This is a genomic window from Burkholderia sp. WSM2230, assembly GCF_000472445.1.
Classification (GTDB): Bacteria; Pseudomonadota; Gammaproteobacteria; order Burkholderiales; family Burkholderiaceae; genus Paraburkholderia.
Genome location: NZ_AXAJ01000003.1, coordinates 360,572 through 386,871, shown reverse-complemented (window position 1 = coordinate 386,871; position 26,300 = coordinate 360,572). Strand labels below are relative to the sequence as shown.

22 protein-coding genes are annotated in these 26,300 nt (G+C 64.7%); 4 read left to right on the top strand and 18 right to left on the bottom strand.

Features of this window, described 5'->3' with window-relative positions; genetic code table 11:
- Positions 1 to 173: 173 nt before the first annotated feature.
- From A3AC_RS0110105 to corA, 9 genes are all read right to left on the bottom strand, one after another.
- Positions 174 to 2,096 carry a PrkA family serine protein kinase gene (locus tag A3AC_RS0110105; RefSeq protein ID WP_013339422.1) on the bottom strand — a complete coding sequence of 641 codons (1,923 nt, stop codon included), beginning with the start codon at positions 2,094 to 2,096 and terminating at the stop codon, positions 174 to 176.
- Positions 2,097 to 2,890: 794 nt separating this feature from the next.
- Positions 2,891 to 3,652: a 2-keto-4-pentenoate hydratase gene (locus A3AC_RS0110095; protein WP_025598693.1), complete on the bottom strand. Its 762-nt coding sequence runs from the start codon at positions 3,650 to 3,652 to the stop codon at positions 2,891 to 2,893.
- 457 nt (positions 3,653 to 4,109) lie between these two features.
- The gene (locus A3AC_RS0110090) at positions 4,110 to 5,942 is read right to left on the bottom strand and encodes a methyl-accepting chemotaxis protein (RefSeq protein ID WP_025598692.1); all 1,833 of its coding nucleotides are present in this window, start codon (positions 5,940 to 5,942) and stop codon (positions 4,110 to 4,112) included.
- A gap of 507 nt (positions 5,943 to 6,449) precedes the next feature.
- Positions 6,450 to 7,373 (bottom strand): ribokinase, encoded by a 924-nt coding sequence (rbsK, locus tag A3AC_RS0110085; RefSeq protein ID WP_025598691.1) that lies wholly within the window; start codon positions 7,371 to 7,373, stop codon positions 6,450 to 6,452.
- A gap of 109 nt (positions 7,374 to 7,482) precedes the next feature.
- Positions 7,483 to 8,523, bottom strand: a complete 1,041-nt coding sequence (locus tag A3AC_RS0110080) for a LacI family DNA-binding transcriptional regulator (protein WP_025598690.1) — start codon at positions 8,521 to 8,523, stop codon at positions 7,483 to 7,485.
- Positions 8,524 to 8,670: 147 nt separating this feature from the next.
- Positions 8,671 to 9,738, bottom strand: a complete 1,068-nt coding sequence (locus tag A3AC_RS0110075; RefSeq protein ID WP_025598689.1) for an ABC transporter permease — start codon at positions 9,736 to 9,738, stop codon at positions 8,671 to 8,673.
- Positions 9,735 to 11,327 (bottom strand): sugar ABC transporter ATP-binding protein, encoded by a 1,593-nt coding sequence (locus tag A3AC_RS0110070; protein WP_025598688.1) that lies wholly within the window; start codon positions 11,325 to 11,327, stop codon positions 9,735 to 9,737. Before A3AC_RS0110070 ends, A3AC_RS0110075 begins: the two co-directional genes overlap by 4 nt.
- 345 nt (positions 11,328 to 11,672) lie before the next feature.
- Positions 11,673 to 12,635, bottom strand: a complete 963-nt coding sequence (locus A3AC_RS0110065; RefSeq protein WP_025598686.1) for a sugar ABC transporter substrate-binding protein — start codon at positions 12,633 to 12,635, stop codon at positions 11,673 to 11,675.
- A gap of 430 nt (positions 12,636 to 13,065) precedes the next feature.
- A complete protein-coding gene (gene corA, locus A3AC_RS0110060) occupies positions 13,066 to 14,043 on the bottom strand; it encodes a magnesium/cobalt transporter CorA (protein ID WP_025598685.1) in 978 nt (325 codons plus the stop codon).
- A 189-nt stretch (positions 14,044 to 14,232) separates the two neighbouring features.
- On the opposite strand from corA, the gene A3AC_RS0110055 reads away from it, so the two are divergent.
- Together A3AC_RS0110055 and A3AC_RS0110050 are read left to right on the top strand one after the other, a co-directional pair.
- Positions 14,233 to 14,409, top strand: coding sequence for a cytochrome bd-I oxidase subunit CydX (locus tag A3AC_RS0110055; RefSeq protein ID WP_156924593.1), 177 nt, complete (start codon positions 14,233 to 14,235; stop codon positions 14,407 to 14,409).
- Positions 14,406 to 15,026, top strand: a complete 621-nt coding sequence (locus A3AC_RS0110050) for an AAA family ATPase (protein ID WP_025598681.1) — start codon at positions 14,406 to 14,408, stop codon at positions 15,024 to 15,026. The genes A3AC_RS0110055 and A3AC_RS0110050 overlap by 4 nt, the downstream gene beginning before the upstream one ends.
- Before the next feature lie 100 nt (positions 15,027 to 15,126).
- Here A3AC_RS0110050 and A3AC_RS0110045 read toward each other — a convergent pair whose 3' ends face one another.
- The gene (locus tag A3AC_RS0110045; protein WP_025598679.1) at positions 15,127 to 16,233 is read right to left on the bottom strand and encodes a saccharopine dehydrogenase family protein; all 1,107 of its coding nucleotides are present in this window, start codon (positions 16,231 to 16,233) and stop codon (positions 15,127 to 15,129) included.
- A 243-nt stretch (positions 16,234 to 16,476) separates the two neighbouring features.
- Complete coding sequence (locus tag A3AC_RS0110040; protein ID WP_025598678.1) at positions 16,477 to 16,935, bottom strand: Lrp/AsnC family transcriptional regulator; 459 nt, start codon at positions 16,933 to 16,935, stop codon at positions 16,477 to 16,479.
- 333 nt (positions 16,936 to 17,268) lie between these two features.
- On the opposite strand from A3AC_RS0110040, the gene A3AC_RS0110035 reads away from it, so the two are divergent.
- Together A3AC_RS0110035 and A3AC_RS0110030 are read left to right on the top strand one after the other, a co-directional pair.
- Complete coding sequence (locus tag A3AC_RS0110035; protein WP_025598676.1) at positions 17,269 to 17,790, top strand: Spy/CpxP family protein refolding chaperone; 522 nt, start codon at positions 17,269 to 17,271, stop codon at positions 17,788 to 17,790.
- Between the two features lie 285 nt (positions 17,791 to 18,075).
- Positions 18,076 to 18,513: a PGDYG domain-containing protein gene (locus A3AC_RS0110030; protein WP_025598675.1), complete on the top strand. Its 438-nt coding sequence runs from the start codon at positions 18,076 to 18,078 to the stop codon at positions 18,511 to 18,513.
- Positions 18,514 to 18,520: 7 nt separating this feature from the next.
- Here the strand turns inward: A3AC_RS0110030 and A3AC_RS0110025 are convergent, their stop codons facing one another.
- The 7 genes from A3AC_RS0110025 to A3AC_RS0109985 form a co-directional block, all read right to left on the bottom strand.
- Positions 18,521 to 18,886, bottom strand: a complete 366-nt coding sequence (locus A3AC_RS0110025; protein WP_025598674.1) for a DUF3022 domain-containing protein — start codon at positions 18,884 to 18,886, stop codon at positions 18,521 to 18,523.
- Between the two features lie 287 nt (positions 18,887 to 19,173).
- A complete protein-coding gene (locus A3AC_RS0110015; RefSeq protein WP_025598673.1) occupies positions 19,174 to 20,046 on the bottom strand; it encodes a YhfC family intramembrane metalloprotease in 873 nt (290 codons plus the stop codon).
- Between the two features lie 271 nt (positions 20,047 to 20,317).
- Positions 20,318 to 21,451 carry a LacI family DNA-binding transcriptional regulator gene (locus A3AC_RS0110010; protein ID WP_025598672.1) on the bottom strand — a complete coding sequence of 378 codons (1,134 nt, stop codon included), beginning with the start codon at positions 21,449 to 21,451 and terminating at the stop codon, positions 20,318 to 20,320.
- A gap of 73 nt (positions 21,452 to 21,524) precedes the next feature.
- A complete protein-coding gene (locus A3AC_RS0110005) occupies positions 21,525 to 22,490 on the bottom strand; it encodes a 2-hydroxyacid dehydrogenase (RefSeq protein WP_025598671.1) in 966 nt (321 codons plus the stop codon).
- 4 nt (positions 22,491 to 22,494) lie between these two features.
- Positions 22,495 to 23,784 carry an MFS transporter gene (locus A3AC_RS0110000; protein WP_025598670.1) on the bottom strand — a complete coding sequence of 430 codons (1,290 nt, stop codon included), beginning with the start codon at positions 23,782 to 23,784 and terminating at the stop codon, positions 22,495 to 22,497.
- A gap of 180 nt (positions 23,785 to 23,964) precedes the next feature.
- The gene (locus A3AC_RS0109990; protein WP_025598669.1) at positions 23,965 to 24,948 is read right to left on the bottom strand and encodes a sugar kinase; all 984 of its coding nucleotides are present in this window, start codon (positions 24,946 to 24,948) and stop codon (positions 23,965 to 23,967) included.
- 64 nt (positions 24,949 to 25,012) lie between these two features.
- The gene (locus A3AC_RS0109985) at positions 25,013 to 25,786 is read right to left on the bottom strand and encodes a sugar phosphate isomerase/epimerase family protein (protein ID WP_025598667.1); all 774 of its coding nucleotides are present in this window, start codon (positions 25,784 to 25,786) and stop codon (positions 25,013 to 25,015) included.
- Positions 25,787 to 26,300: the final 514 nt, after the last annotated feature.

Sequence of the window (26,300 nt, the reverse complement as noted above, 5' to 3'; positions counted from 1 at the left end):
CCACGCGGCGCATCCGGCAGCAGTGAGCGCTTTAGCGCTTACTTCCACCCGAGGCAACCGCGCGCATTTCGGGTCGCGAGACGCACGCTGTCTGGTCCGATGCTATGTCCATGCAGCTTGCGGCTCGCAGGGTGCCCGCGTGGTCGGACCGCGCGGGCGGCACGCAGTGCGGATCATGACGACTTGCGCACGCGCAGATACCAGTCACACAGCAAGCGCACCTGCTTCGGTGTATAGCCCTTCGCCACCATGCGATTGACGAAGTCTTCGTGCTTGCGCTGTTCTTCCGCCGAACCCTTGGCGTTGAACGAAATAACCGGCAACAGTTCCTCCGTATTGGAGAACATCTTCTTTTCGATAACCACGCGCAGCTTTTCGTAGCTGATCCACGCGGGATTCTTCCCCGCATTCGCAGCACGCGCGCGCAACACGAAGTTCACGATCTCGTTGCGGAAGTCCTTCGGGTTGCTGATGCCCGCGGGCTTCTCGATCTTCTCCAGTTCGGCATTCAGTGCCGCGCGGTCGAAGCTCTCGCCGGTGTCGTGATCGCGGAACTCCTGATCCTGAATCCAGAAGTCCGCGTACGTCACGTAGCGATCGAAAATGTTCTGCCCGTATTCGGAGTACGACTCCAGATAAGCGGTCTGAATCTCCTTGCCGATGAATTCCGCGTAACGCGACGCCAGCACGTCCTTGATGAACGACAGGTACTTCTGCTCGGTTTCCGGTGGGAACTGCTCGCGCTCTATCTGCTGTTCGAGCACGTACATCAGATGCACCGGGTTGGCCGCCACTTCGGTGGAATCGAAGTTGAACACGCGCGACAGAATCTTGAACGCGAAGCGGGTCGACACGCCGGTCATCCCTTCGTCCACACCCGCAAAGTCGCGATACTCCTGATACGACTTGGCCTTCGGATCGGTGTCTTTCAGATTCTCGCCGTCGTACACCTGCATCTTCGAGAAGAGGCTTGAGTTTTCCGGTTCCTGCAGCCGTGTGAGCACCGACATCTGCGCCATCATTTTCAGCGTGCCGGGCGCGCATACCGCATTGGCCAGCGACGAATTGCGCAACAGCTTCTCGTAGATCTTGATCTCTTCCGAATAGCGCAGGCAGTACGGCACCTTCACGACGAAGATCCGGTCGAGCAAAGCCTCGTTATTGCGGTTGTTGCGGAAGGCCTTCCACTCCGATTCGTTGGAGTGCGCGAGAATCACGCCGTCGAAAGGAATCGCACCGAAGCCTTCCGTGCCCTTGAAGTTGCCTTCCTGGGTCGCGGTGAGCAGCGGGTGCAGCACCTTGATTGGCGCCTTGAACATTTCGACGAATTCGAGCAGGCCCTGATTCGCAAGACACAGGCCGCCGGAGTAGCTGTAGGCGTCCGCGTCGTCTTGCGCATACTGTTCGAGCTTGCGGATGTCGACCTTGCCGACGAGCGAGGAGATGTCCTGATTGTTCTCGTCGCCCGGCTCGGTCTTGGCGATGCCGATCTGCCGCAAGATGGACGGATAGCGCCGCACCACGCGGAATTTGCGGATGTCGCCGTTGTACTCGTGCAGGCGCTTCACCGCCCACGGGCTCAGAATGCTTTTGAGGTAGCGGCGTGGTATGCCGTATTGCTCTTCGAGGATCGGGCCGTCTTCGTCGTAGTCGAACAGACCGAGCGGCGATTCGTTCACCGGCGATCCCTTGATCGCGTAGAAAGGCACGCGCTCCATGAGCTGCTTCAGACGTTCCGCGATCGACGATTTACCGCCGCCGACCGGGCCCAACAAATACAGAATCTGCTTCTTTTCTTCGAGCCCCTGCGCCGAGTGCCGGAAGTAGGCAACCACTTGCTCGATCACCTCTTCCATTCCGTAGAACTCACGGAACGCGGGGTATACCTTGATGACCTTGTTCGCGAAGATACGCGACAGACGCGGATCGTTGCGAGTGTCGATCTGTTCGGGTTCTCCGATTGCCGTCAACATGCGTTCGCCAGCCGTGGCGTACGCGGCGGGATTGTCTTTGCAGAGCGCGAGGTACTCCTCGAGCGAGAGTTCATCTTCTCGCGTTTTCTCGAAGCGGGTCGCGAAACTGCTGTAGATATCCATGCTACCTCCTCGCCGAAGTCTAGACCGATGTCGTGCGCGGCGCGCTATTCGGAAACGACATCGCTCGAATTCATCCTAAACCCTTTTAAATTTTTTTTCACGAACTACGTTGCGAAAATCGCGCCCGTGTTCGCCTCCCGACAATCATCACTTGGAAACCACGTTTCGACCACCTACAATCTTGCGCGTCGAACGATGTCGCCAGCCTGCTTTACTGCCCAGCTTTACTCTCTCTTGCCACCACTCGTTCCGCAGTTTCGTTCACTTGCGTTCACGTGTTGTGCGCACACGCACGTGGCGTACCTTGACGCCAGATATCGCCGCGACATAGGCCGCCACATCGCGCAATTTCACGCTACGTCCCCGCTCTTTTGTGCTTTCGCCTCTTTCGTTCCTCGCGCTTTGACACGTGGCTTTGACAGTTGTCCGGTCTACATGTCCCCGCATCTGTTACACGGCGATCGACCAAAGTTGCACACATCGTTCGCCGGCACTTCCATGCAGTTCGTCCATGCATGCGAGCATTTGTTCCATACCTCGCTGGGCGTGCTTTGCTATCGATGCGATGCTTCACATGCTTCGCATAAGCGCGTCGATTCTGCTTCGGTTAACTGGATAACGGCTCGGCGCGCAATCGGTTCAATAGGGTATACGGCTAAGGACTCCTCGCCGATGCGCCGAATGTAAAACGGCCGCCCGTGGGCAGCCGCTCGCTTGGTCTTTTGTAATGCGCCGTTACAAGCACGGCGCACAGTGAAGCCCTACATCATGTCACATGACACAGTGTCACGCGTTCAGGTCAGTTCGATCTCGACCTCACCCAATCCGTCGATATGGCCGCGCACGATCCCCGGTTTGCCCACATTGTGCGCACCGACGTAAGAGCCGGTGGTGAGTGTCCAGTCAGGTTCGATCGTGATGCCCATGGCGGCGCAATGGTTGACGAACCACACCAGCAGTTCGCGCGGATCGCCTGCCGGATTGCCGGCGGCGTCGGGCACGAGTGACTCGCCGTCGAAGCTCAGTTCCAGCTCCGGCGACACGAAGTCGAAGCCCCGCGCCAGGCCCGCATAAGGGACAGGATGGCCGGTGACGAGCGCACCGTTGTTTTGCGCGTCGGCAAGCTGGGCGAGCTGCGCGACGTTCGGCCACTCGGCGAAGCGGCTGTCGACAATTTCAATGGCCGGCAGCACCACGCCGACCAGCGCGAGCACCTCGTCGCGCGTATAGGCGCGGCTGCGCGGCTCGATTGCCTCGGTGAACCGGAACGCGATCTCCAGTTCCACCAGCACCCGGAAAAAGCCCGCGTGCGCGACGCGCGCCGGCGAAGGCAGCACGAGCGAAGCGGGGATCGGCGCGCCCGAGGTCGGCCCGCCGGGCGCCTTCGCGCCGATCTTCCACGCCCCGGTGGAGTCCCCGAGGCCCGCAATCACCGCCTGCTGGATCGCGTAGGCGGTAGCGGCGTCCGGCGGCATCTGTTCGGCGGGGAGCCCGTCTATTGGCCGATGCTGCCGGCGTGCTTCGACGAGGCGGTGCGCGAGGTCATGTGGCGTCATGTCGATCCTTAGTGGCTGGCGCATTGAATGTTTATTGCAGCGCGGCAGTGGGTGGATAGGGGCCGGACGGGCCGCTGAGTCGCTGGCCACTCCGGCGGCTGAGTCGTTGGGCGGCTGTCGGCCCTGACGGCTCACCGACGACAGCCGCCCCCCGACGCCATGCGTGTCGGACTGCGCTGCCCCAGCGCGGCGCCCGGAACTCATGTACTGCCGCCTCGCCTTGCTGTGGTGCTGTCCGCGATGCGGCTACGAATTACCGTTGCCGCGCCCGTCAATGTACCGGATCGCGAGGCTCGCCAGGGCGCCCGCCGCTTCGCAAATGCGACTTAATGCGCACGCCATAAAAAAACCGCGCTGCGTAAACAGGCGCGGTTTTGAAGTCGGGCGTTTGAATCGGGGGTTTAAGAAGGGTCCAATCCAAGGGGGCACGCCATGGGCACGAGGCAGGCTTTAGCGATCAGAAGGTTTCCCAGTCCTGATCGCCGCCGACGCTGGCCACCGCCGCAGGCTTTGCCGGCGCGCGCGGCGCCGGGATGCTTTTCGCTACGGCAGGCGCCGGTGCGGCCGAAGCCGCAGCAGCCGGTGCATGACCAGCCGTCACTGGCTGCGCCGTGGCTGCCGCCACCGCACGCGGCGCAGCACCCGGACCAGCGCGGGAATCCGCCCGCGAAGCCGACCGCGGCGCAGCAGAGGCAACCCGCACCGGCGCCTGCTTGGCCACCGCGCGGGCCGAAGCCTTGCCGCCGTCGTCGCCGAGCTGGAACACGGCGACTGCCTGACGCAGCTTGTCCGCCTGTTCCTCCAGCGAAGACGCAGCCGCCGCCGCTTCCTCGACGAGTGCGGCGTTCTGCTGCGTGACTTCGTCCATCTGCGTGACGGCGCGCGCCACCTGATCGATGCCGCTGCTCTGTTCTTCCGACGCCGCGGCAATTTCGCCCATGATGTCAGTCACCCGCTGCACGGCGCTGATGATTTCGCCCATCGTGCGGCCCGCCTGGTCGACGAGTGCGGAGCCCGACTGCACGCGGTCCACCGAGGTATCGATCAATTCCTTGATCTCCTTGGCCGCCGCCGACGAGCGCTGCGCGAGACTGCGTACTTCGCCCGCGACGACTGCGAAGCCGCGTCCCTCTTCGCCGGCCCGCGCCGCTTCCACGGCCGCGTTGAGCGCCAGGATGTTGGTCTGGAAGGCGATGCCTTCGATAATCGAAATGATGTCGGCAATCTTCGCCGAGCTCTGGTTGATTTCGCCCATGGTGCCGACCACCTGGCCGACCACCGCGCTGCCCTTGTTGGCGATTTCCGACGCATTCGCGGCAAGCGCGCTTGCCTGACGGGCGTTATCCGCGTTCTGCTTCACGGTGCCGGTCAATTCTTCCATGCTCGACGCCGTTTCCTGCAAGGCCGACGCCTGTTCCTCGGTGCGCGAGGACAGGTCGATGTTGCCCGCCGCGATCTGGCGCGTCGCGGTCGCAATCGACTCGCTGCCGCCGCGTACCGCGCGCACCGTTTCGATCAGACTGCGCTGCATCTTCGCGATGCCTTCCAGGATCTGGCCCATTTCATCGCGCGAGGTCACGGCAACCTGACGGCGCAGATCGCCGGCGGCGATCGCGTCGAAATGGACGAGCGCCTCGGCGAGGGGCCGTGCAATGGCACGGCTGAGCGCCATGTACGACAGCAGCGCCGCGAGTACGCCGGCCAACAGCGCGCCGATGCTGACCATGCGGAACTGCTGGAAGTGCGATTGCGCGGCGTCGTAACCGGCCTTCGCGAGATCAAACTGGTACTTGCGCAGCGCGTCGTCGGAGTTCGCGAGTTCGTTGTAGGCCACCTGCAGGCGCTTCGCGCCGTCGATCAGCTTGCTCTGGTCGCTCGCCGCTATCACTGCCGCGAACGCGTCGGCCTGCTGATGCAGCGCTTCGCGCTTGCCGACCACCTCGCGCGCAAGGCGGTCTTCCTCCGCCTCGCGCGGCAGGTCCATGTACTTTTTCCACCACATGTCGGAAGTGGCGCGCATGGTACGCGCGCGCTCCAGCGTCGGTACCGATTCCGGCGTGCCGATCATGAAGGCCGCGCGATCGAGCGCGAGACGCTCGCGCGCCGCGTACAGCTCGGCATTGCCTATGTCGACGGCGCTCGGCATCGCGTTCGTGAATGTTTCCTGGTAAGCGTCATTGGAACGGCTCATGCCGAACAAACCAAATGTACCGATGCCGACAAGCAGCGCCGCGAGAAATGCCATGGTGAGGCCGATGCGGGCCTTGATCGAAATGCCCTTGTTCAACATACATGTCCTGTGCGTGAAGGCTGCGGAGCAGCAAGTAAAGGTCTGATGCAGCGTGCGGCACCGTTGGTCATTCCGTTGGATCGGCGCTCTGATAGCTGCGTTAACGGCAGTCCACTCGCGGACTTAAAGCTTTTATATGATCGGAGGAAAGGCGCGGCGCAGACACGTAAAAATTACAAAACTCGGCCGGCTGCCGATGGGGGGCCCAGGCGTTGCCGCGCGGGAAGCGGTACGGGGGGGCACCAAGGGGTAAAGGGTGTGCGGGGTGTGCGCGCGTAAGTGACACGCCAGAAGATCGAGCGGTGAAAGAACACGCGCGCGCGCGGGTGGGACGCCCCCGGCACAAGCAACCAGGGCGCATGCGCGTACTACCAGCATGCGGAAACATCGAACGGCGGGGGAACGCGGACTCGCGGGCGGCACACCCAAGCCTCGAGCTAAGCGGAAACATCGGCACGCGCGACGCTTCGCGCCGCGCTGCCCATTAAACGAGGCGAAACCGTAACGTCAGCCGTCGAGTTCGTCGCGTGTGGGAATGGAAGGCTGAGCGCCCTCTCGCGTCACCGACAACGCCGCGGCGCGCTGGGCGAAGCGGATCGCCGCATCCACGCCCGCTCCCTCTCCTAGCTGCGCCGCGAAACCGCCGATGAACGTGTCGCCGGCCGCGGTCGTATCCACGGCTTCGACTTTTGGCGCGTCGTACAGCACCGGCGCCGCGCCTTGGAGCGCCGCCTGCACGCCGCGCGGCCCAAGCGTCACGAGGACATTGCGCGCGCCGGCCGCGCGCAGCACGGCGGCGGCCGTCGCCGCTTCTTCCGGCGAGCCCACCGGCAAGCCGGTCAGCGTCGCGGCTTCCAGTTCGTTCGGAATCAGATAGTCGATGAGCGGCAGCCACTCGGCAGGCAATGGGCCGGTGGCGGGCGCCGGGTTCAGAATTACGGTCTTGCCGAGGCGCCGCGCCGCGGCGAGTGCAGCGTGCACCGTGTCGGGCGGCGTTTCGAGCTGGCAGATCACCACGTCGGCGGCGGCAAGCACGGCTTCGTGGCGCGCGATGGTTTCAGGCGTCACCTCGCCATTGCTGCCCGCGACGATCACGATCGCGTTCTGGCTCGCATCGTCGACAATAATTAGCGCCACGCCCGTCGCCTCGCGGCCGGTTTCCAGCGCCGTGCAGTCGATGCCCTCGGCCTCGAGCCCCGCGCGCAACTGCGCGCCGTTCGCGTCAGCGCCGACGCAGCCGAGCATCGAAACCCGCGCGCCGAGCCGCGCGGCCGCCACGGCCTGGTTACCGCCCTTGCCGCCCGGAACCTGGGCGAACCTGCGGCCGGCCAGCGTTTCGCCGGGATGCGGCAGACGCGGCGCGCGCGCCACCAGGTCCATGTTCAGACTGCCGACCACCGCCACGCGCGAGCGCGTTTCCTTACTTGCCACTCAATTCTCCCGTTGCTCTGCTGTCCAAACGTGCTTTCAACACATGCCCAAGCGCTGATGCAGTCGGCGCGGAGACCAGCCCCGGCCAGCCCCGGCCACAGCCGCGCGCTCACGCCGCCAGATTGCGTTTTCCGGCGCCCGCCCAGGTCGATGTCGATTCGCGCACGATCAGCCGTGGCGACACCACGCGCCGGCGGCTGCCGGGACGCGTGCTCGCCGTCGACTTGCCGGCAATGCGCTCGATCAGCGTCTGCGCGGCCATGTCGCCGAGCGCGCGCACCGACTGCCCGACCGTCGAGAGTGCCGGATAGGTAAAGCGTCCCAGTTCGATATCGTCGAAACCGATGATCGAGCAGTCGCGCGGCACGCTGATGTTTCGCTCCGCCGCGGCGCGCAATGCGCCGATGCCCATCATGTCGTTACAGGCAAAAATCGCCGACGGCTTGACCGTATCGAACAGTTGACCGGCCGCGCGATGGCCGCCGGTGCCCGAGAAGTCGCTTTCGACGATCGCGTCCGGCGGAATCTCTATGCCGCGCTCGGTCATCGCGCGGATGAAGCCGTGCACGCGCATCGCGCTGACTGCCGTGTCGACCGGCCCCGTAATGCAGCCGATCCGCACGTGCCCCAGTTCCAGCAGATGACGGGTGGCGAGGTACGCGCCCTTCTCGTGGTCTATCTGCACGAGGTCCGCATTCACGCCTTCAATATTGCGGTCGACGATCACGAGCGGCTCGCGCGCGTCCGCGAGGGTTTGCGCGAGCACCGCGTCGTCGCCGGCGGACGCGACGATCAGTCCGTCGATGCGCTTTTCCTGCAGCACGCGCAGATAGCTGCGCTGCTTCGCCGGGTCGTCGTCGGAATTGCAGAAGAACACGCAGTAGCCGTTGCGGGCGCAACCGTCCTCGATGCCGCGCGCGAGCTCCGCGAAGTACGGGTTGGTGCTGTTCGGCACCACGAGCCCGATGGTCGCCGTGGCGCGCGCCTTCAGCGAACGGGCCACTGCCGAGGGCACATAGTGAAGCTGGCGAATCGCGTGCTCGACCTTCGCGCGCACGTCGGCCGACACGGGCCGCGAATTGTTCACGACGTGCGATACCGTCGTGAAGGACACGCCCGCCACGGCTGCTACATCCTTGATCGTCGCCATAACCTGTTGCTCTCCCGCCTGTTTTTCCCCGCCGTCAGGCTCACTGCCGACCTTGGGACGTCCTCATCGAACCCGCCACACTCATGAATTCTTACGCTTTACCGCAAACCGCACTTCAGGTGCCCGACACGCGCTACTCTGACCATGTCAGGCGCGCTTGCGGCGGCTGCGGTACGTATCCAGCACCACGGCCACCACGATCACAGCGCCGGTGATCATCCGCTTGGTCGGCTCGTTCGCGCCGATCTGCGCGAGGCCGGCCGCCAGCACCGAAATGATCAACACGCCGAAGAACGTGCTGATGACGGAGCCGCGCCCGCCCATCAGACTGGTACCGCCGATCACCACGGCGGCGATCACCTGCAGTTCAAGGCCCACGCCCGCGTTCGGGTCGGCGGCCTCCAGACGCGAAATCTGGAACAGCGACGCGAGGCCCGCGAGCGCGCCCATCAGCGCGAACACGATCACCTTGTAGGGCCGCGGATTGACGCCCGCGAGCCGCACCGCTTCCTCGTTGGTGCCGATGCCAACCAGATAGCGGCCGAACACCGTGCGCGTCAGCACCAGTTGCGCGATCACCATAACGGCCACGGCGATCAGGAAGGCCGGCGAGATGCCGAGCGCAATCGGGTTCGACAGAAAATCGAAAGCGTCGCCGATATAGGCGGTGCGGGAATTCGTCATCTGATACGCGAGGCCGCGCGCCGCCTCGAGCACGCCGAGCGACACGATGAACGACGGAATCCGCCAGCCGACCGTGACCGCGCCGGTGATCGTGCCAGTCAGGGCCGCCGCCGCGACGCCGAGCAGCGCCGAGGGCAGCGGGCCCCAGCCCCACTTGAGCGCGGCCACGCTGACGACCGACGCGCCGAGCGCGAGCACCGAGCCGACCGACAGGTCGATACCGGCGATGATCAGCACGAACGTCATGCCGACCGACATCACCACCAGATCCGGAATCTGATTGGCGATCGTGCTGAACGTGTCGTAGGTCAGAAAGTGCGAACTCAGCAGCGAGAACAGCACGATCATGCCGAGCAGCGCTCCGGCGAGTCCCAGATAGTTCGAAAAGCCGAGCCGCGTGCCGGCCGGTTTGCCGCTCGCGAGCGGCGCCGACGGATCGGCCGGCGGCGCGGCGTTCGCGTTGACGCCAGGTGTGCCCTCTTTCCCGCCGTGTTTCGCGCCCGGCGTGTCGCGCAACGATTGATCGGTCATGACAAGCTCCCTGCTTCATTGGTGTCGAGGTCGTGCAACAGCGCTTCGCGGCTGCGGTAGCCGGCGAAGGCGGCAGCCAGCAGCGCGTCCTGCGTCCACGTGTCGCGTTCGAACACACCTGTCAGGCTGCCCGCCGACATCACCCCAATCCGGTCGCAGATCAGCATGAGCTCGCGCAGGTCGCTCGACACCACGACGAGCGCGCGCCCTTGCCGAGCCAGCGCGCCCATCAAGCCATAAATATCGAACTTCGCGCCGACGTCGATGCCGCGCGTGGGTTCGTCGAATAACAGCACGCGGCAATCGCGCGCGAGCCAGCGGCCAATGACGACCTTCTGCTGGTTGCCGCCCGACAGCTCGCCGACAATCTGCCCGGGTCCCGAGCTGCGAATCCGCATCGCGTCGATCTGCTTCTGCGCGAGCGCGTGCTCGCGTTTCGCGTCGACCACGCCGTGGCGCGCGACGCTGCCGATGTTGCCGAGCGACACGTTGGCCGCGATCGGCTGCGGCAGCAGCAGGCCCTCGCCTTTGCGGTCCTCGGTGATGAGCGCAATGCCCGCGCGCACCGCGTCCGTGGGCGAATCGATCCGCACCGGAGCTGGCGGCGCGCCCGGCGTCGGGGCAAGCGCCACCGTGCCGCCGTCTTTCTGGTCCGCGCCGTAGATGAGCCGCATCAGTTCCGTGCGGCCGGCGCCGATCAGGCCGCTGACGCCGAAAATCTCACCTGCGCGCACTTCGAACGACACGTCGCGCACCACCTTGCCGCGCGAGAGCCGCTCCACTTTCAGAAGCGGCGCGCCGATACTGCGCACGCCCAGATCGATCTGCTCGCCGAGTTCGCGGCCGACCATCCATGTGACGATTTCGTCGCTGGTCAGGTTGGCCATGGCGTCGACGTGCACGAGCCGGCCATCGCGCAGCACCGCAATCCGCCCGGCGACCCGCGCGAGTTCCTCGAGCCGGTGCGAGATGTAGATTAGCGCGACGCCGCGCGCCTTCAGGCGGCCGATCTGCTCGAACAGCAGGTCGACTTCGCGCGCGGTCAGCATCGCGGTCGGCTCGTCGAGGATCAGCACGCGGCAGTCGTCGATCAGATTGCGCGCGATCTCCACCATCTGCTGATGGCCGATGCCGAGTTCGCCCACGAGCGTATCGGGGTCGATCGCGTCGAGCCCAACTTGCGCCATGGCGTGGCGCGCGTTCTCGCGCAGCTTGCGGCGGTCGATCCAGCCAATGAATCGCCCCGCGCGTGGTAAGCGGTTCAGAAACAGGTTTTCGGCCACCGACAGCGTGGGCAGCAGGTTCAGCTCCTGCATGACCATGCGCACCCCGAGCGCTTCGGCTTCGGTGCGGCTCGCCGGTGTATAGGGCGCGCCGCCAAGCCGCATGGTGCCGGCGGTCGGCTCGACGAGTCCGCCGATAATCTTGGACAGCGTGCTCTTGCCGGCGCCGTTCTCGCCGGTGAGCGCCAATACCTCGCCGGCACGCAACGACAAAGACACGTCGGCGAGCACCGGTTCGGCATAGGTCTTGCCGATGCCGCTGACGGACAGAACGGCAGGCAAGGCGTCGTGGTCGGTTGAATCCATCGCGATCCTGTTTCACGGCGCGAGGCGCGCCCCGTACGATTCGCTCGAACGAGGCGGCGCCCGGCGCCGCGGTCAATGCCGGCCCAATGCGCGGAATGCGCAGGCGCTATGGCTGCGCTTCTCTCACCGCGCAGCCGCCGTCATGACGCTTACCTCTGGAATTAACGGCGGCGCGCCGGCTTTCTTGAGCCGCTATTGGGCGGCTATTGAGTGTTCATTGAATAGTAGGCACGGATTCGCGGTCGTGGCGCGGCGCGAATCCGCGTGTCTTGCTGGCCGGCGACGCCTGAAGCGGTGACACAGCGACGCCTCATGCACCGCCTCATGCACCGCCTCAGCCACCGTTCACTTCGTCACCAGATCGCACGGCGTTTCCACCACGCCCGACAGCTGCGACTGCTTCTTGTGCTCGTTCAAGGCTTTGAGCGCGGTGTCGATACCGAAGACAGCCTGCTTCGCGGCGTACTGGTCGGCGGTGGCGATCACACGGCCGTCCTTCAGCATCGGCTTGATCGCGTTGATGTTGTCGTAGCCGACCACATACACCTTGCCCTGCTTGCCCGCCGCGCGGACGGCGGAAACCGCGCCGATCGCCATGTTGTCGTTGCCCGCGAGCAGCGCCTTCAGGTTCGGGTACTCGTTGAGCATGGCCGAAGCCACCGCATTGCCCTTGTCGATTTCCCATTCGCCCGACTGCACGGACACCACTTTGGCGCCGACAGTCTGCATCGCATCCTTGAAGCCGGCCGTGCGCTGCTGCGCATTGGTCGTGGTCGAGACGCCTTCGATAATGCCGACCTCGTCGCCCGCCTTGAGCTTCTTCGCCAGGTAGTCGCCGACCTTTTGCGCGCCTTTGCGGTTATCCGGTCCGACGAACGGCACGTTCAGGTCCTTGGATTTGAGCACTTCCGGGTCGAGCCGGTTGTCGATGTTCACGACGACGATGCCCGCGTCCACCGCCTTCTTGACCACCGGCACGAGCGCCTTCGAGTCGGCCGGAGCCAGCACGATCGCGTCGACCTTCGAAACGATCATCTGTTCGACGATGCGGATCTGGTTCGCCGTGTCCGTTTCGTCCTTGATGCCGTTCGTGATCAGGTCGAACTGCGACGAGTTGTGCTTCTGGTAGTCCTTTGCACCGTTCTCCATCGTGAGGAAGAACTCGTTGGCGAGCGACTTCATCACCAGCGCGACTTTCGGCTTGTGGGCGGGCGCCGTCTGGGCATAGGCGGCGGAAAACGGCAAGGCGGCGCTAGCGGTGGCGAGGACTGCGGCCGCGAGGATGCGGCGGCGAATGCGATTGCTCATGCATATCTCCTTGGTTTGTCGGGCTCGGATCGAGCCGTATTTTTAGTTACGCGCAAACGTTTGCGGGGCTCATTCTCGGCGCAGGCGAGCCAGACTGTCAACGATTCGCAGTGTTGCAGTGCACCCGCCCGCAGAAACCCGGGCGCGCGGTGCGCCCCGCGAATGCGGTCGACAGTTGAGCGGCGAAACGCCCGGCGGGCGAATCGGATGGATGCGTGCGGCAATGGGTCCTCGCGTGGTCCGGGCGTGACGGTATTGCCGCCGGCTGCAAGGTAAGCGGCCGGCGGGCCGCTTATGCTGGACTTTTATTGCGTTGGGTGCAAGCGCGGATGCAGCCGAGCGGGCTTGCGGGCTTATGGGCTTATGGGCTTATGGGCTTATCGGCTCGGGGCCGTGCGGGCGCGCCGCCACGCAGGGCTGGCTCAGCCGCTCAAAGCCAGCCGGCCTTGCGGAAGCGCCAATACAGAATGACGTCGACCGTGAGCATGATGGCGAGACACAGCGGATAGCCGTACTGCAAATGCAGCTCGGGGATGTTCTGGAAATTCATCCCGTAGATGCCGGCGATCATGGTCGGCACCGCGAACAGCGCCGCGAACGAACCGAGCCGCTTGGTCACTTCGTTCTCCGCGAGGGAAATCATGCCGAGGTTCACCTGCACGGCGGTGACCACCATTTCGCGCCGGCCGTCGATGATCCGCACGATCCGCTCGAGGTGGTCGTAAACATCGCGAAAGTAAGCCTGCATGCCTTCGCAGACGCTCGGAATGCGGCCGCCCGTCAGCTTGCTGATCGCTTCCTGCAGCGGCGCGATGTGATGCTGCAGAATCACGAGGCGCCGCTTCAGCGAATACAGATCCTGAATGATCGCGCGCGATGCCGCCGAATTGTTGCGCTCGAAAATGCGGTCTTCGATCGCCTCGATCTCGGTGTTCATCGCCTCGACAATCGGAAAGTAACGATCGACGATGTCGTCGGCCAGCGCATACAGCACGAATGCCGAGCCGGCCTTGAGCAACTGCGGTTCGCGCTCGCAGCGCGCCCGCACGTTCTGGAAGCCCGCGCGCGTGCCGCGCCGCACCGACAGCACATAGTTCGCTCCGACGAATACATCCACCTCGCCGATCAGCAGTTCGCAGTCTTCGTCCATCTCGACGGTGTGCATCACCGCAAACAGCGACTCGCCATACTCCTCGATCTTCGGGCGCTGGTGACCGTTTTGCGCGTCCTCGATAGCGAGGTCGTGCAGCCCGAACTCGTGTTTCATCACCGCGAGTTCGCCCGGGCCCGGGTCTTTCAGCGCGACCCAAACGAAACACTCGGGCCGGGCCACGTAGTCGCTGATGCTGTCGATGTCGATGTCTGCGAGTTTCCGGCCGTCCTGGTAGGCGGCGCAATTGATCAGCATGTTGGTTACCCTGAAAGCGCAACAGAGTGGGCCACACGCCGGGCGGATGCGCGCGAGAACCCTCTGCGTGAATGGACTATGCAACCGTCATGTTAAGGGCTGCGGCCCGGTCTCATGTATCGAATTGTTAAAGGCCGCGTTGCGCCGGGAGTTCGCATCACGCTCTTGCGCGGCCATGGGTTCTTCTTCATGATCGTTGCAAAGGACAACAGTAAGGAGACCGCGATGTGGTGTTTCACCTGGATGCCCGCGATTGCCGCGGCATTGTGCTTCGGCATGGTAAGAACGATGCGGCTCGCGGTCGACGGCAACCTGGCGCGTGACCGGCACCGCGCGGCTCTCCTGGCAAAGGACTGGTCGTCGTGAGCCGCCTCGTTTTCATTTGCGGTCACGCGGGCACCGGCAAGACCACGCTGGCAAAAAAGCTGATCGGGCCGCTCACGAAAGCGGCCGGTTCGCCCTTCTGCCTGCTCGACAAGGACACTTTGTACGGCGGCTATAGCGCCGCCGCCATGGGCATGCTCACAGGCGATCCGAACGATCGCGACAGCCCGCTTTTTCTCGAACATCTGCGCGAGCCGGAATATCGCGGCCTCATCGACACGGCGCGCGACAATCTCGAACTCGGCGTGAGCGCCCTGGTGGTGGGGCCGCTGTCGCGCGAAATCCGCGAGCGGCGGCTTTTCGATCGCGCGTGGCTCGGCGTCGGCGACGACGTCAGCGTGCGTGTTGTGTGGGTGCATGTGTCGGAAGAGACCGCGCACCGGCGGATCGTGGCGCGCGGCAATCCGAACGACGCCTACAAGCTGGCGCATTGGGACGAGTACCGTCAGCGGCGCTTTCTGCCGAGCGGCGACATGTGCAACGATCTGCTGTTGTTCGACAACACCGCACCGGACGCCGTTGATTTCGACGCGCTGCTCGCGCGTATCGTAGGCGAACCGCGGGCGGCTCTGGGACTGATGCCGCCGTTGCCTGTTTGAGGCAGCCGCTGCGGCGACACGTCGAGCGAACGCAGCGCGCGAGGCGCACGAAAAAACGCCCCGCATGCGGGGCGTTCGTGCTTCTATCAGCGGTGCTTCGTCAAACCGTCGCCACCGTTTGCAGCGACTCCAGCGTCTGCCCTTCATAAAGCTGGCCAAAGCGGTTGCCGAGGAACTCGCGCAACGACACCTGCTCCTGGCGCACGAAGCCGCGCTGCGGCAGCTTCTTTTCGCGGAACAGATCCAGCACCGCGCACATGGCGCCCGCCGTGGTGATCTGGATCGCGCTCATCGGCACGCCGCAGACCGTCTTCGCGAAGATCTTGCGGGTGAACACTTCCTGCACCAGTTGCCCGTCACGCATGCCGCTCACGGTGATGAACACCAGCACCACGTCCTGCGCGGTGGACGGCACCGAACGGCGCATGATGCCCTTGAGCGTATCGCGGTCGCTCGCAAGACGCAGGTCTTCGAGCAGGAATTGCATCAGGTTGCGATGGCCCGGATAGCGGACCGACTTGTAATCGAGCGATTCGACGCGGCCCGACAGCGTCTCGCACAGCGTGCCCAAACCGCCGGACGTGTTGAAGGCTTCGTACTCGGTGCCGTCGAGCGAAAAATGTTCGAGTCCTTCGAGCGGCTGCACCCATTGCGTGCGGCTGTCGCGGATCGCTTCGCAAGGCTGGCAGTATTCGTTGATGAGACCGTCCACGCTCCACGTCAGGTTGTACTTCAGCGCATTGGTCGGAAATTGCGGGAGCGCGCCGACCCGCATCTTGACGTCGCGAATTTCCGTGAAGCGGTTCGCAAGCTCGTGCGCGGCAATGCCGATGAAGCCCGGCGCGAGACCGCACTGCGGCATGAACGCGTGCTCGGCGTCGTCGGCAATGGCGCGGATCGCGTGAGTCGCGCGCACGTCCTCGGTCAGGTCGAAGTAATGCACGCCCGCGCCCTTGGCGGCTGCCGCCACGTTCACCGCGAGGTAGTACGGCAGCGCGTTGACGAGCGCGTCGAAACCCTGGATGGCGGCGCGCAGCGCGGCAGCGTCGGCGGAATCCACGCGGCGGGTCGGAATGCCCTGCGCGGCGAGCTTGTCGAGCGCGTGCTGATCGCGGTCGAATGCGACCACGTCATAGTCGCCGGTCTCGCGCAGCATATGCGCAATGGTGTGACCGATCAGACCTGCACCAACAATGGCAACTTTCATGTTCTTCTCCTTTTGTCCACCGGAGTGAGCGCCTGAGCGCCCCGACCGGTTTCATTCCGTGCGCTGTCTCCAGCATGAAGTGCGCCGCCATGAAGCGCGGCGCGCGGCGGGCTGAACCCTTGAGCGACAGTCTAGGGAGAAGCAGAATCAGTTGATACGCGCAAAATGCTGCGCAATGACCATGAGCTTCGACGTTTTGACGAGTCTCGCAGACAAAACGACGAAAAAGACACAAGGCGTGAATCACACCATGCCGCGGTCGATCTTGCGCGCGAGAATGATCGAGGTCGTGGTGCGCTCGACGCCCTCCATGCCGCCGATCTGATCGAGCAGATCGTTCAGACGATCAGGCGAGTCCGCGCGCAGCCAGGCGACGTAGTCGAACTCGCCGCTCACCGCGCACAAGAGCTGCACCTCGGGCATCTTGCCGAGGCGCTTCTGCACTGAGGGTCCGTGTTTCGGCGCGATGATGATGCCCACGTACGCATAGATGCTCGAATCGAGCACGTCCTGGCCGAGCCGCACGCTGTAGCCCGCGATCACGTTGCTGCGCTCGAGCCGCGCGATTCGGGCGATGACAGTAGTGCGCGCCACGTCGAGCTGACGGGCGAGATTGGCGACGCTTTCGCGCGCATTGGCCTGGAGCAGTGCCACAAGATTGCGGTCGAGGTCGTCGAGTTGGTCGAGGCGCGGAGGTCTCATCGGAGGAGAAAGAAGTGATCGCAGTGGTGCGGATTATCGCGCGTCCTCGCGCCCGGCGGCGCGTCTTCAGGCGCCGCAGCGTTCCCCGAAGCGTGGAAAATCTCCATGCTGACGAATTTATCCACCCGCTATTTCCTGTTCGTTTCGGTTGTAAGCGTTTGTCGCACAAGAGCCGCATTGTAGGGATATCGTGATACTAATAGCGCCGACGGCAAGGATCGAGCGATCCGCCATCATGGCGCCGCCGCGCATGACACGGCCAGGCGCAGGCGGGCGGCTCGCCACACGCCCTCTTCCGATCCGTCCCAATTCGAACAGACATCAGGAGTCTCGATGAAAAAAGCACTGGTCTTGCTGGCCTCCGCAGTCGCGATGAGCGGCGCATTCGCACAAGCTTCCACGCCGGCCGCAGCGCCTTCGGTTGCGGCCGCCTCCGCGCCCGCCGCGAAGGACGGACATGAGCGCAATGTCGAAGACCGCATCGCCTATCTGCATTCGCAACTGAAAATCACGCCGGCCCAGGAGCCGCAGTGGAAAGCCTTCGCCGACGTGATGCGCGGCAACGGCCAGACGATGGGCGAGCTGTTCAAGGAACGCCGCGCAGCGACCAACGTGTCGGCACTGGACGACATGAAGCAGTACGCGACCATCGCCCAGGCGCATGCGGACGGCATGAAGAAGCTGGTGGACGCATTCGATCCGCTCTACAACAGCTTCTCGCCGGAGCAGAAGAAGCTCGCCGATACGACGTTCCGCCATGAGGGCGGTCCTGAGGGCCGGCATCGTCCTCATGGCAAGGGCAAAAGCGGCAAGACGGCGCCGGCTCCGGCAAGCGATGCGCCAGTGAAGCCGTAAGAGATCGCTTGTGGGATCCGTTGTGCGATTGTTCGCGCGATCCGTTGCGCGAACAATCGTGCGATGGATGCGGTGCGGTGCGGTGCGGTGCGGTGCGGTGCGGTGCGGTGCGGTGCGGTGCCGTGCGGTGCCGTCTTGCACGGTTCTCGTTGCCTCGCCGCGCGGTGCATCGCCTGGCATCGCGTTTGCAAAGAAGCGCGCCGTAAGATGCGTCTGGCATGATGCTGGTCCGCGATCGATGACGCCACGTCAGGACGCCGCCGTCAACACACCATCTGCCGCATCATGAACGACCTCACAAACCTCGACCTGAGCCACGACGCCGCCGCCCGGCGCGTCGTCAAAGACGAAACGGTCACCGTCGAATTTGCCGCCACACAAGGCGAATTGATGAGCCTGGAAGGCCCGAACCGGTATGTGCCGGGCGACGCGCTGATCACCGGTTCGACCGGCGACCGCTGGGTCGTGTCGCGCGAACGCTTCGACGCCAAATACGTCCCTGCCGATGCCGCGCTCGCGCACGGCGAGCCGGGTGGCTATCGCAACCGCCCCGCAGTCGTGCTCGCGAAACAGATGCACGAAGCCTTCTCGCTGGCCCGTTCGGCGAACGGCGGCGACGTGCTGCGCGGCGCGGCCGGCGACTGGATCATGCAGTACGCGCCGGGCGATTACGGCGTCGTGCAGGCCGCCCGCTTCGCCAAGGTCTACCGTTTCACCGACTGAAGCGCCGTCATGCGAATTCGTCGCCGAGATCCACGGTGACTTCGCGCGGCACCGCTTCGCCATTCGCATACTGTTCTTCGAGCGAGCCGATGCTCGCTTCGACATACGCGCGCAGCACCGCGAAGCTGCGGCCGCGCAGCCGCGCGGGCAACGCGCGGTAGCGCGCGAGCGCCGCCGGCGCGATTTCCACCGTCATGACGATGCGTCGCGCGGTCGCGCCGAAGCGCATCGCCACCCAATGAATGGCGAGCGTTGGCGTGCCGTCTTCGGCCGCACGCTGGATGAACTGCGTCTGCTCGGGAAAGAGATCGCTGATGACGCGCGCCAGTTCCTCGAACTCGGGACTCGCGCAGTCGTATTGGTAAGCTTCCATGGATGTGCCGAAAGTTATAGGCATGCGGTGGCAGGCCGCCGATTGTAGAACAGTGGCGATGGGGTGGCAGCGGTAAACGGCCGCGAGGCCGCGACTGAAGCGGTTGCCGCGGTTGCCGCGGTTGCCGCGGTTGCCGCAGTTGCCGCAGTTGCCGCAGTTGCCGCAGTTGCCGCAGTTGCCGCAGTTGCCGCAGTTGCCGCAAGCGTCGTAATAGCCACAATAGCCGTAAGCGCCATAACCTGCCGCAATAGCCGCAACGCCCCAACCGCCGCAGCAGCGGCGATCGCCTACCTGGGCAGTTGTGTCATGCTTCCGGGGCCACCACGTCGGAACGATTTAAAAAGCAGCCCCGCTACGACGACTGCTCCAAGCGCATAGACAGCGTCGACGGCAGCGAGCGGCACCAACTGCGCCTGGAACAGCGCGGCCGGCACGTCCACGAGCGCATGAAGAGCAATCGCGAGCGGCAGGATCGCGCGCCAGCCGGCCCGCAAGCCGCGCCACATCAACACAGACAAACCGATCTGAAAGACAAGCGCGGCCACCCGTTCCAGCGCGAAAATGCCTGCCGTCTGCGGTGTCAGGCTGGCGAGTATCAGATGGATGCGCATCAAGGATTCGCTGGGCAGATTGCCCAGATAGCTATCGAGCTCGCCGCGGTTTTCGAACACCGCGAACAGAATCCATTGAATCTGCACCAGTACGCCGACGAGCCACGCCTCCGCGCCGCCATGACCGAGGCCGTAGGCGAGCGCGGTGCCGTCGTCCGTGCGCGGGGTCTGGTCGACGGAAGTGGGTTTTGCCGTTGAGCCCGCGTGAGCGCCTACCGCTGCGTTTGCTGCGGCACGTCTGATCAGCAGGCGCATGCCGATGAAGCGGCCCACTTCCTCGCAGATTCCCGCGGCCAGCGCGCCATACACGACGAAAGCGAGCGGATGCGACAGCACGCTCGCCGTCGCCTCGTTCCGATGCAGCACATAGTCGTTCAGCGCGCGCTCGATGACCATCGCGAACAGCGCGAACACGGCGATGCCGGCAATCGCCGCGCGCGGCTTGAGCGCGAGCGGCCGGCGCAGGCGGCGGAAAATGAGAAAAGGCAAAGCGGCAACGACGAGCGTCGCGAGTACGAGGCTCGACAGGGTAAGCGGTGCAACGACCATGAGTTTCCTTGCGATGACCGGCGCGCAACCGCTGCGCGCCGCAGCCCGCATGATCGCAGATCGGCGTGAAACGAGCGCCAAAGCTCGCGGATGCAGGAGGTTGGGCCGCGGGCCGGAGCCCGTCAGGACGGGGCGGAACACGCCATCGGGCGCATGGCGCAGAGGTGGATCGTCTAGCCGCGCTTCAGCCGCTCAGACTTTTGCCCGTTCAGTGTCTCGGCCACTCGCCGCCTGGTTTCTCAGCCACTCAGCTCTTCAGCCCCTCAGCCGGTCAACCGCCCCCGCCCGTCGACGCCCGGACGATCAACTCCCCCGGCAGCAGACAATCGCGTGCGGTGGTCTGCACACCCTCGATGCGCTCGTGCAGAAACTCGACCGCGCGATAGCCGATGTCGTAAGTAGGCTGACGGATCGTCGTGATGCCGGTCAGTTCGGCCCACTCGGGATCGTCGATGGAAAGGAGTGCGACGCGCGTCTGCCAGGCAGCGCCGTAACGCGCCTTCAGATGCAATGCAAGCCGCAGCGCGACTGGCGCGTTCGCTGCGAACACCGCGACGCGCGCAGCGTTGCCGCCGGAGCCTGCGCGCTGGTTCGCCGCGTCAAGCACGTCGTTGGCGCCGATCGCGTCATGCGCGCCAAGCGCATCGATTGCGCGATCCAACTCCGCAAGACTCTGCTCTGTCTGTGCGGCATCGGCGAGATTGAGCACGAGCGTATGGCCTTGCACGGCACCTGCGCGCGCATTCGTGTATGCGCGCATCGTGTCGCGAAACGCCGCCTCGCGCAGCCGCCGCGAGCTGACCTGCTCGAACGGCTGCACGACGAACCAGATGTCGCGAAACCCGCCATCCAGCAGATGCCGCGTGCCCAGCTCCGCCGCCGCGCGATTATCGAGCCCGACGATATCGGCGACCAGCCCTTCGACGGAACGGTCGACGAGCACGGCCGGAATGCCGCCGCCGCCCACCGGCCGCAGCGTTTCCTCGCGCACGCCGAGCGCATTCACAATCACGCCTTCCACGCGATACGTGGTGAGCAGTTGCAGATAGCGCCGCTCCATTTCGACTTCGTTCGCCGCGTGGCAGATGAGCGGCATCAGGCCGAGCGCGTGGCACGCGGCCTCCACCCCTTGCAGCACCTCCACGGTATAGGGATTCGTCAGGTCGGCAAGGAGCATGCCGATCAGCCGGTTGCGGCCACGCTTCAAACCACGGGCCATCTGATTCGGCTGATAGTCGAGCCGCTCGATCGCGGCCTCGATACGCGCACGCAGTTCCGGCGACAACACGCTCATCTCGCCGTTCAGGTAGCGCGAGATGCTGGTCTTGCCGGTACCGGCCTCGCGCGCGACGTCGGTAATCGTGGCGCGGCGCGGCGTGTTTTGCGAGGTCGGCGTGGCGCTCATCGGGCGCACTCGCAGTAGGCCACGCAACGCCTCTCGAACAGACTGGACGGCAAACGCTTCATCGCAACGCTCCTCACCGTTGCAGCACGTCGCGATTGACGATGTTGGTCGCGAGCGTGCCGGCGAGCGCGGCAACGAGATTTTCCGCCGCGTTGCGCGCCATTGCATGACGCGTCTCGTGCGTCGCCGAGCCGATATGCGGCAGCGCGACCACGTTGGCCATCTGCAGGAGCGGCGAGTCGGCGGGGAGCGGTTCCTTTTCGAACACGTCGAGACCCGCGCCGTGAATCGTGCCGTTCCGGAGCGCCTCGACGAGCGCCTCTTCGTCGACGATCGCGCCGCGCGACGCATTGATCAGGATCGCGCTTTTCTTCATCGACGCGAGTTCCTGGGCGCCGATCATGTGCCTTGTTTCCGGCGTGAGCGGCACTTGCAGACAGACGAAGTCGGCGATGGCAAGCAACTCCGCCAGCTCGACGCGGCGCGCGCCGTAAGCCGCTTCCGCCTCGGGATTCGCGCTGCGGTTCGTATAGAGCACCTTCATGTTGAAACCGAGCGCCGCGCGCCGCGCCACCGCGCCGCCAATGCGCCCAAGACCGACGATGCCGAGCGTTTTGCCCTGCACGTCCACGCCGAACTGCGCGGGGCCGATGCTGTGCTGCCACTGCCCCGCCTTTACCCACGCGGCGAGCTCGACCACCCGGCGCGCTGATGCGAGGATCAGCGAGAACACGGTGTCCGCGGTGGATTCCGTCAACACGTCCGGCGTATGCGCGAGCACGATGCCGCGCCGCGTGAGATCCGCAACGTCGAACTGATCGAAGCCGACTGAGATGGTCGAAAGCGCTTTGAGCCGCGTCGCGCCTTCGAGCATGGCCGGCGTGATCCTGACACTCGCGCCGATGCCGCCGTCGGAGTCGCGCAAGGCCGCGACGAAAGCATCGTGGCGGGCCGGATCGACCTGCACGACTTCGACGTGCCGTTGCAGATACGCAAGCACATCTTCAGGCAGCGGCTTCCACGCGACAATCTTCTTCATCAGCTTATTTTCCTTGCAACGGTGTAGCGAGCGTGTGTTTCGGCTGGACGGCCTGCTGTTGCGGCTTGACGATCAGCGTGAGGATGACCGCGGCGATCAGCGCCACGCTCATGAACGCATACGACGCCGCCGGTGTTCCCGTCGCGCCGTTCAGATAGCCGACCACATACGAGCCGACGAACGAACCGAGCGCGCCCATGCTGTTGATCAGGGCCATCGCACCACCCGCGACGTTTTTCGGCAGCAGCTCCGGCACGATCGCAAAGAACGGGCCGTACGGCGCGTACATCGCGGCGCCCGCGATCACGAGCGATGCATACGAGAGCCAGAAATGCGTCGAACCGAGCGCGTACGAGGTCGCGAACGCAATCGCGCCGATCAGCAGGAACGGCCAGACGAACGCTTTACGGCGGTTGAGTTTATCCGATGCCCACGACGCCGCAAGCATCGCGACCGTCGCCGCGAGATACGGCAGCGCGGAGAGCCAGCCGGTTTCGACCATGCCGAGCGTCGAGCCGTTCTTCAGGATCGACGGCAGCCACAGCACGAAACCGTACACGCCGATGCTCCAGCAGAAGTACTGCGCGCACAGCTTGATCACCGCGGACGAGCGGAACGCCTCGCCGTAATTGCGCACCGGCTTGATCGCGGCCTGCTCGGCGCGCAGCGTTTCCGCGAGGTGGTCTTTCTGCTGCTGCGTAAGCCACGACACCTGCTGCGGCTTGTCCTTCACGATGAACCACCAGCACACGGCCCACAGAATCGCCGGCACACCTTCGGCGATAAACATGTTGCGCCAGCCGAACGAATGGACCAGATAGCCGGACACGACCGACATCCACAGTACCGTTACCGGATTGCCGAGAATCAGGAAGGTGTTGGCGCGCGAGCGCTCGCTCTTCGTGAACCAGTTGGCGATGAAGATGAGCATGGCCGGCATCACCGCGGCCTCGACTACGCCGAGCACGAAGCGGATCACCATCAACGACGGGATGTTGCTGACCATGCCGGTCAGCGCCGCGCAGCCACCCCATAGCACGAGGCTCCAGAACACGAGCTTCTTCACGCTGCGGCGCTCCGCGTAAATCGCGCCCGGAATCTGGAAGAAGAAGTAACCGAGGAAAAACAGCGCGCCGATCAGCGAAGAGAGTCCCTTGCTGATGCCAAGGTCCTGGTTGATGCCGGCGGCCGCCGCGAAACCGTAGTTCGCGCGGTCGAGATAAGCGAGGCTGTAGGTGATGAATACGATCGGCATGATCGTCCACCAGCGGCGGATCGCGAGAGATGATGTCATGGGGTGTCTCCTTTTACGGCTTCCCGAAACTATGATGAACGGAGCTTGTGCGGCGCTTCCCGGCGCTCTTGCTGTTATGTGCTGTTATGAATACGGGCTTGGCGCCGCGCTCGGGCTGGAGCTGTCGCGCTTCGCCGGGCCGCCTGAACGGATGCACGCCGATGATTCCGGCGACACGCGTCACGCTGCGTGCGCGATGCTCGGCACCTGGCTGCGTTCGAGCGCGTCGAGCTGCGCGCGGCTCGGCAATCCTTCGGAATCGCCGATCACCTGAATGGCCAATGCGCCGATGCGGTTGCCGCGCGCGACGGCCTGCGGCAGCGTCCTGCCCTCCAGCAGCGCGCTGATCACACCGACGGCGAAGCCATCGCCGGCGCCTACTGTATCGACGACCTTCGCGACCGGCTGGCCGACGATCACGCCGGCATCGTGGGCGGTGCGGAAGTACGCGCCCGCGGCGCCGAGCTTGACAATCACGCCGCGCGCGCCCCGCTCCAGATAGAAGCCGGCGATGTCCTCGGGCCGCGTGTAGCCGGTCAAAACCTCGCCCTCGCCGATGCCCGGCAGCACCCAGTCGGCCAGCGCGGCAAGCGCGTTCAAACCTTCGACCATTGCGGCTCGCGAGGGCCACAGCGTCGGGCGCAGGTTCGGATCGAACGAGATCGTCTTGCCGGCTGCGCGCATCTCGTGTGCCAGATGAAACGCGAGTTCGCGTGAGCTCGGGGAAATCGCCGGCGCCACGCCGGTCAGATGCAGATGACGGGCTGGCAGCACATAGTCCGCCACGTAATCCGCGACCGACAGATGGCTCGCCGCCGAGCCGCGGCGAAAATATTCGACGGCCGGATCGCTGCCGTCGTCGTTCTTCGACTTCAGCTGGAAGCCGGTCGGATAGCGCTCGTCGGTGCTCACGCAGCGTTGGTCGATGCCTTCTTTGGTCAACGTGTCGCGCACGTACTGGCCGAACGAATCGTCGCCGACGCGGCTTATCCAGCCGACCCTGAAGCCGAGCCTGGCGAGGCCGATCGCGACGTTCAGGTCGGCGCCCGCGATGCGTTTCGTGAACTGGCCGACGCCCGCGAGCGGGCCCGTTTCGGCGGCCACGAACATGGCCATGGCCTCGCCGTAGGTGATGATGTCCAGTGCTGCGGGTGTGTCGGTCATGCGTTGCTCCTTCTTTTGCGTCGGGCTTTCTCTCTCAGGTCCAAAGTCGCGTGCGGCCCACCGCTCACGCCGCAGCCAGCCAGGCGACGCGTCGCGTGGCGTCGCCGTGGATGCAGGCGGCATCGAACGGAAACTCGATGCCGCGCGGCACATCGCGCGGTAAGCGCGCGAGCACTGCGGCGAAGTGCGCGTCGTCGGCGGCCGGCGCGGCCGCGAAACGCCGCGCGCCCTCGCCCGCCGCGATCTTGCAATGCACGTACTCGACGTAGGGCGCGAGCGCTACGGCCGCGTCGAGCGCCGGCACGCCACACCATGCCCAATTGCCGACGTCGAAAGTCATGCCGAGCAGTTGCGCATGACCTTCGCGCTTCAAAGCATCAAAGAGGTCGACGAACTGGTGGAGCGAACCGCCCTGCGTCAGTTGCCCGTTTTCGACGACGAGCCGCACATTCGCGCCGCGCAATTGGGCGGCGATCGCCTCGCCATGCGCTTCGCGCGCAAAACCGCCGAGCTGCAGCTTGAGGAAGCGTGCGCCCAGCGCGGCGGCTTCGTCCACCGCGCGACGCAGCGCGGCGGTGTCGAGCTGGCCGTGTTCGCCGTAGAGCGACGCCGGGCTCGAATGCACGGACCACAGGCCTAGTTCCGCAATCTGCTTGCCCAAGGTCGCAAGGCGCGTCGGCGCGGCGTCGGCCTCATAGCCGAAGAGCTCGCGGCGCACTTCGAAACCGGCAGCCCCGGCGCGCCGGCTCGCTTCGGCCCACTTTCGATGACCCGCCGTGCGCACCGCGTCGGCGCCGAAAGCGCTGGCGACAATCGCTACTTCCACTGCTTCTGTCATGCCGTTTCTACCGGAATCAGGCTTTTGGAACCGGTTCCATAAGCGGTTTTCAAAAAAGCGCCGAAGCGCCTTGTTGACCGAATAGTGCGCTTGCGTATGGGCTGGGCGCCATAGTGGAAATCCCCAGGCGGGGGGCGGGGGAGATGTCTCGCGCTGGTGGAGGGTTGAATGGGGGGCGGCTTGTTGGGGCTTGTTGGGGCTTGTCGGGGCTTGTCGGGGCTTGTCGGGGCTTGTCGGGGCTTGTCGGGGCTTGTCGGGGCTTGTCGGGCCTTGTCGGGCCTTGTCGGGCCTTGTCGGGGCTTGTTCGGCTTGTTCGGCTTGTTCGGCTTGCTGGCTTGCTGGCTTGCTGGCTTGCTGGCTTGCTGGCTTGCTGGCTTGCTGGCTTGCTGGGCTTGTCGGCCCAGTCCAATTCATTTCAGCTTACGTCCGGGCCCGCCTTGGCCACGCTTGTCTCCTCTCGTCGTATCGTGCCGTAACGGCTAGGTTCCGCCGCGTCTGCTTGTGCGCGGGCGGG

Coding starts and splice junctions, on each gene's coding strand:
- A3AC_RS0110065 (WP_025598686.1), bottom strand. CDS start 12,635: ATGAGCAATCGCATTCGCCGCCGCATCCTCGCGGCCGCAGTCCTCGCC.
- A3AC_RS0110055 (WP_156924593.1), top strand. CDS start 14,233: ATGATCGTTGCAAAGGACAACAGTAAGGAGACCGCGATGTGGTGTTTC.
- A3AC_RS0110010 (WP_025598672.1), bottom strand. CDS start 21,451: ATGAGCGCCACGCCGACCTCGCAAAACACGCCGCGCCGCGCCACGATT.
- A3AC_RS0109985 (WP_025598667.1), bottom strand. CDS start 25,786: ATGACAGAAGCAGTGGAAGTAGCGATTGTCGCCAGCGCTTTCGGCGCC.
- A3AC_RS0110005 (WP_025598671.1), bottom strand. CDS start 22,490: ATGAAGAAGATTGTCGCGTGGAAGCCGCTGCCTGAAGATGTGCTTGCG.
- A3AC_RS0110075 (WP_025598689.1), bottom strand. CDS start 9,738: ATGACCGATCAATCGTTGCGCGACACGCCGGGCGCGAAACACGGCGGG.
- A3AC_RS0110105 (WP_013339422.1), bottom strand. CDS start 2,096: ATGGATATCTACAGCAGTTTCGCGACCCGCTTCGAGAAAACGCGAGAA.
- A3AC_RS0110000 (WP_025598670.1), bottom strand. CDS start 23,784: ATGACATCATCTCTCGCGATCCGCCGCTGGTGGACGATCATGCCGATC.
- A3AC_RS0110040 (WP_025598678.1), bottom strand. CDS start 16,935: ATGAGACCTCCGCGCCTCGACCAACTCGACGACCTCGACCGCAATCTT.
- A3AC_RS0110025 (WP_025598674.1), bottom strand. CDS start 18,886: ATGGAAGCTTACCAATACGACTGCGCGAGTCCCGAGTTCGAGGAACTG.
- corA (WP_025598685.1), bottom strand. CDS start 14,043: ATGCTGATCAATTGCGCCGCCTACCAGGACGGCCGGAAACTCGCAGAC.
- A3AC_RS0109990 (WP_025598669.1), bottom strand. CDS start 24,948: ATGACCGACACACCCGCAGCACTGGACATCATCACCTACGGCGAGGCC.
- A3AC_RS0110070 (WP_025598688.1), bottom strand. CDS start 11,327: ATGGATTCAACCGACCACGACGCCTTGCCTGCCGTTCTGTCCGTCAGC.
- A3AC_RS0110045 (WP_025598679.1), bottom strand. CDS start 16,233: ATGAAAGTTGCCATTGTTGGTGCAGGTCTGATCGGTCACACCATTGCG.
- A3AC_RS0110035 (WP_025598676.1), top strand. CDS start 17,269: ATGAAAAAAGCACTGGTCTTGCTGGCCTCCGCAGTCGCGATGAGCGGC.
- A3AC_RS0110080 (WP_025598690.1), bottom strand. CDS start 8,523: ATGGCGACGATCAAGGATGTAGCAGCCGTGGCGGGCGTGTCCTTCACG.
- A3AC_RS0110015 (WP_025598673.1), bottom strand. CDS start 20,046: ATGGTCGTTGCACCGCTTACCCTGTCGAGCCTCGTACTCGCGACGCTC.
- A3AC_RS0110095 (WP_025598693.1), bottom strand. CDS start 3,652: ATGACGCCACATGACCTCGCGCACCGCCTCGTCGAAGCACGCCGGCAG.
- A3AC_RS0110030 (WP_025598675.1), top strand. CDS start 18,076: ATGAACGACCTCACAAACCTCGACCTGAGCCACGACGCCGCCGCCCGG.
- A3AC_RS0110090 (WP_025598692.1), bottom strand. CDS start 5,942: ATGTTGAACAAGGGCATTTCGATCAAGGCCCGCATCGGCCTCACCATG.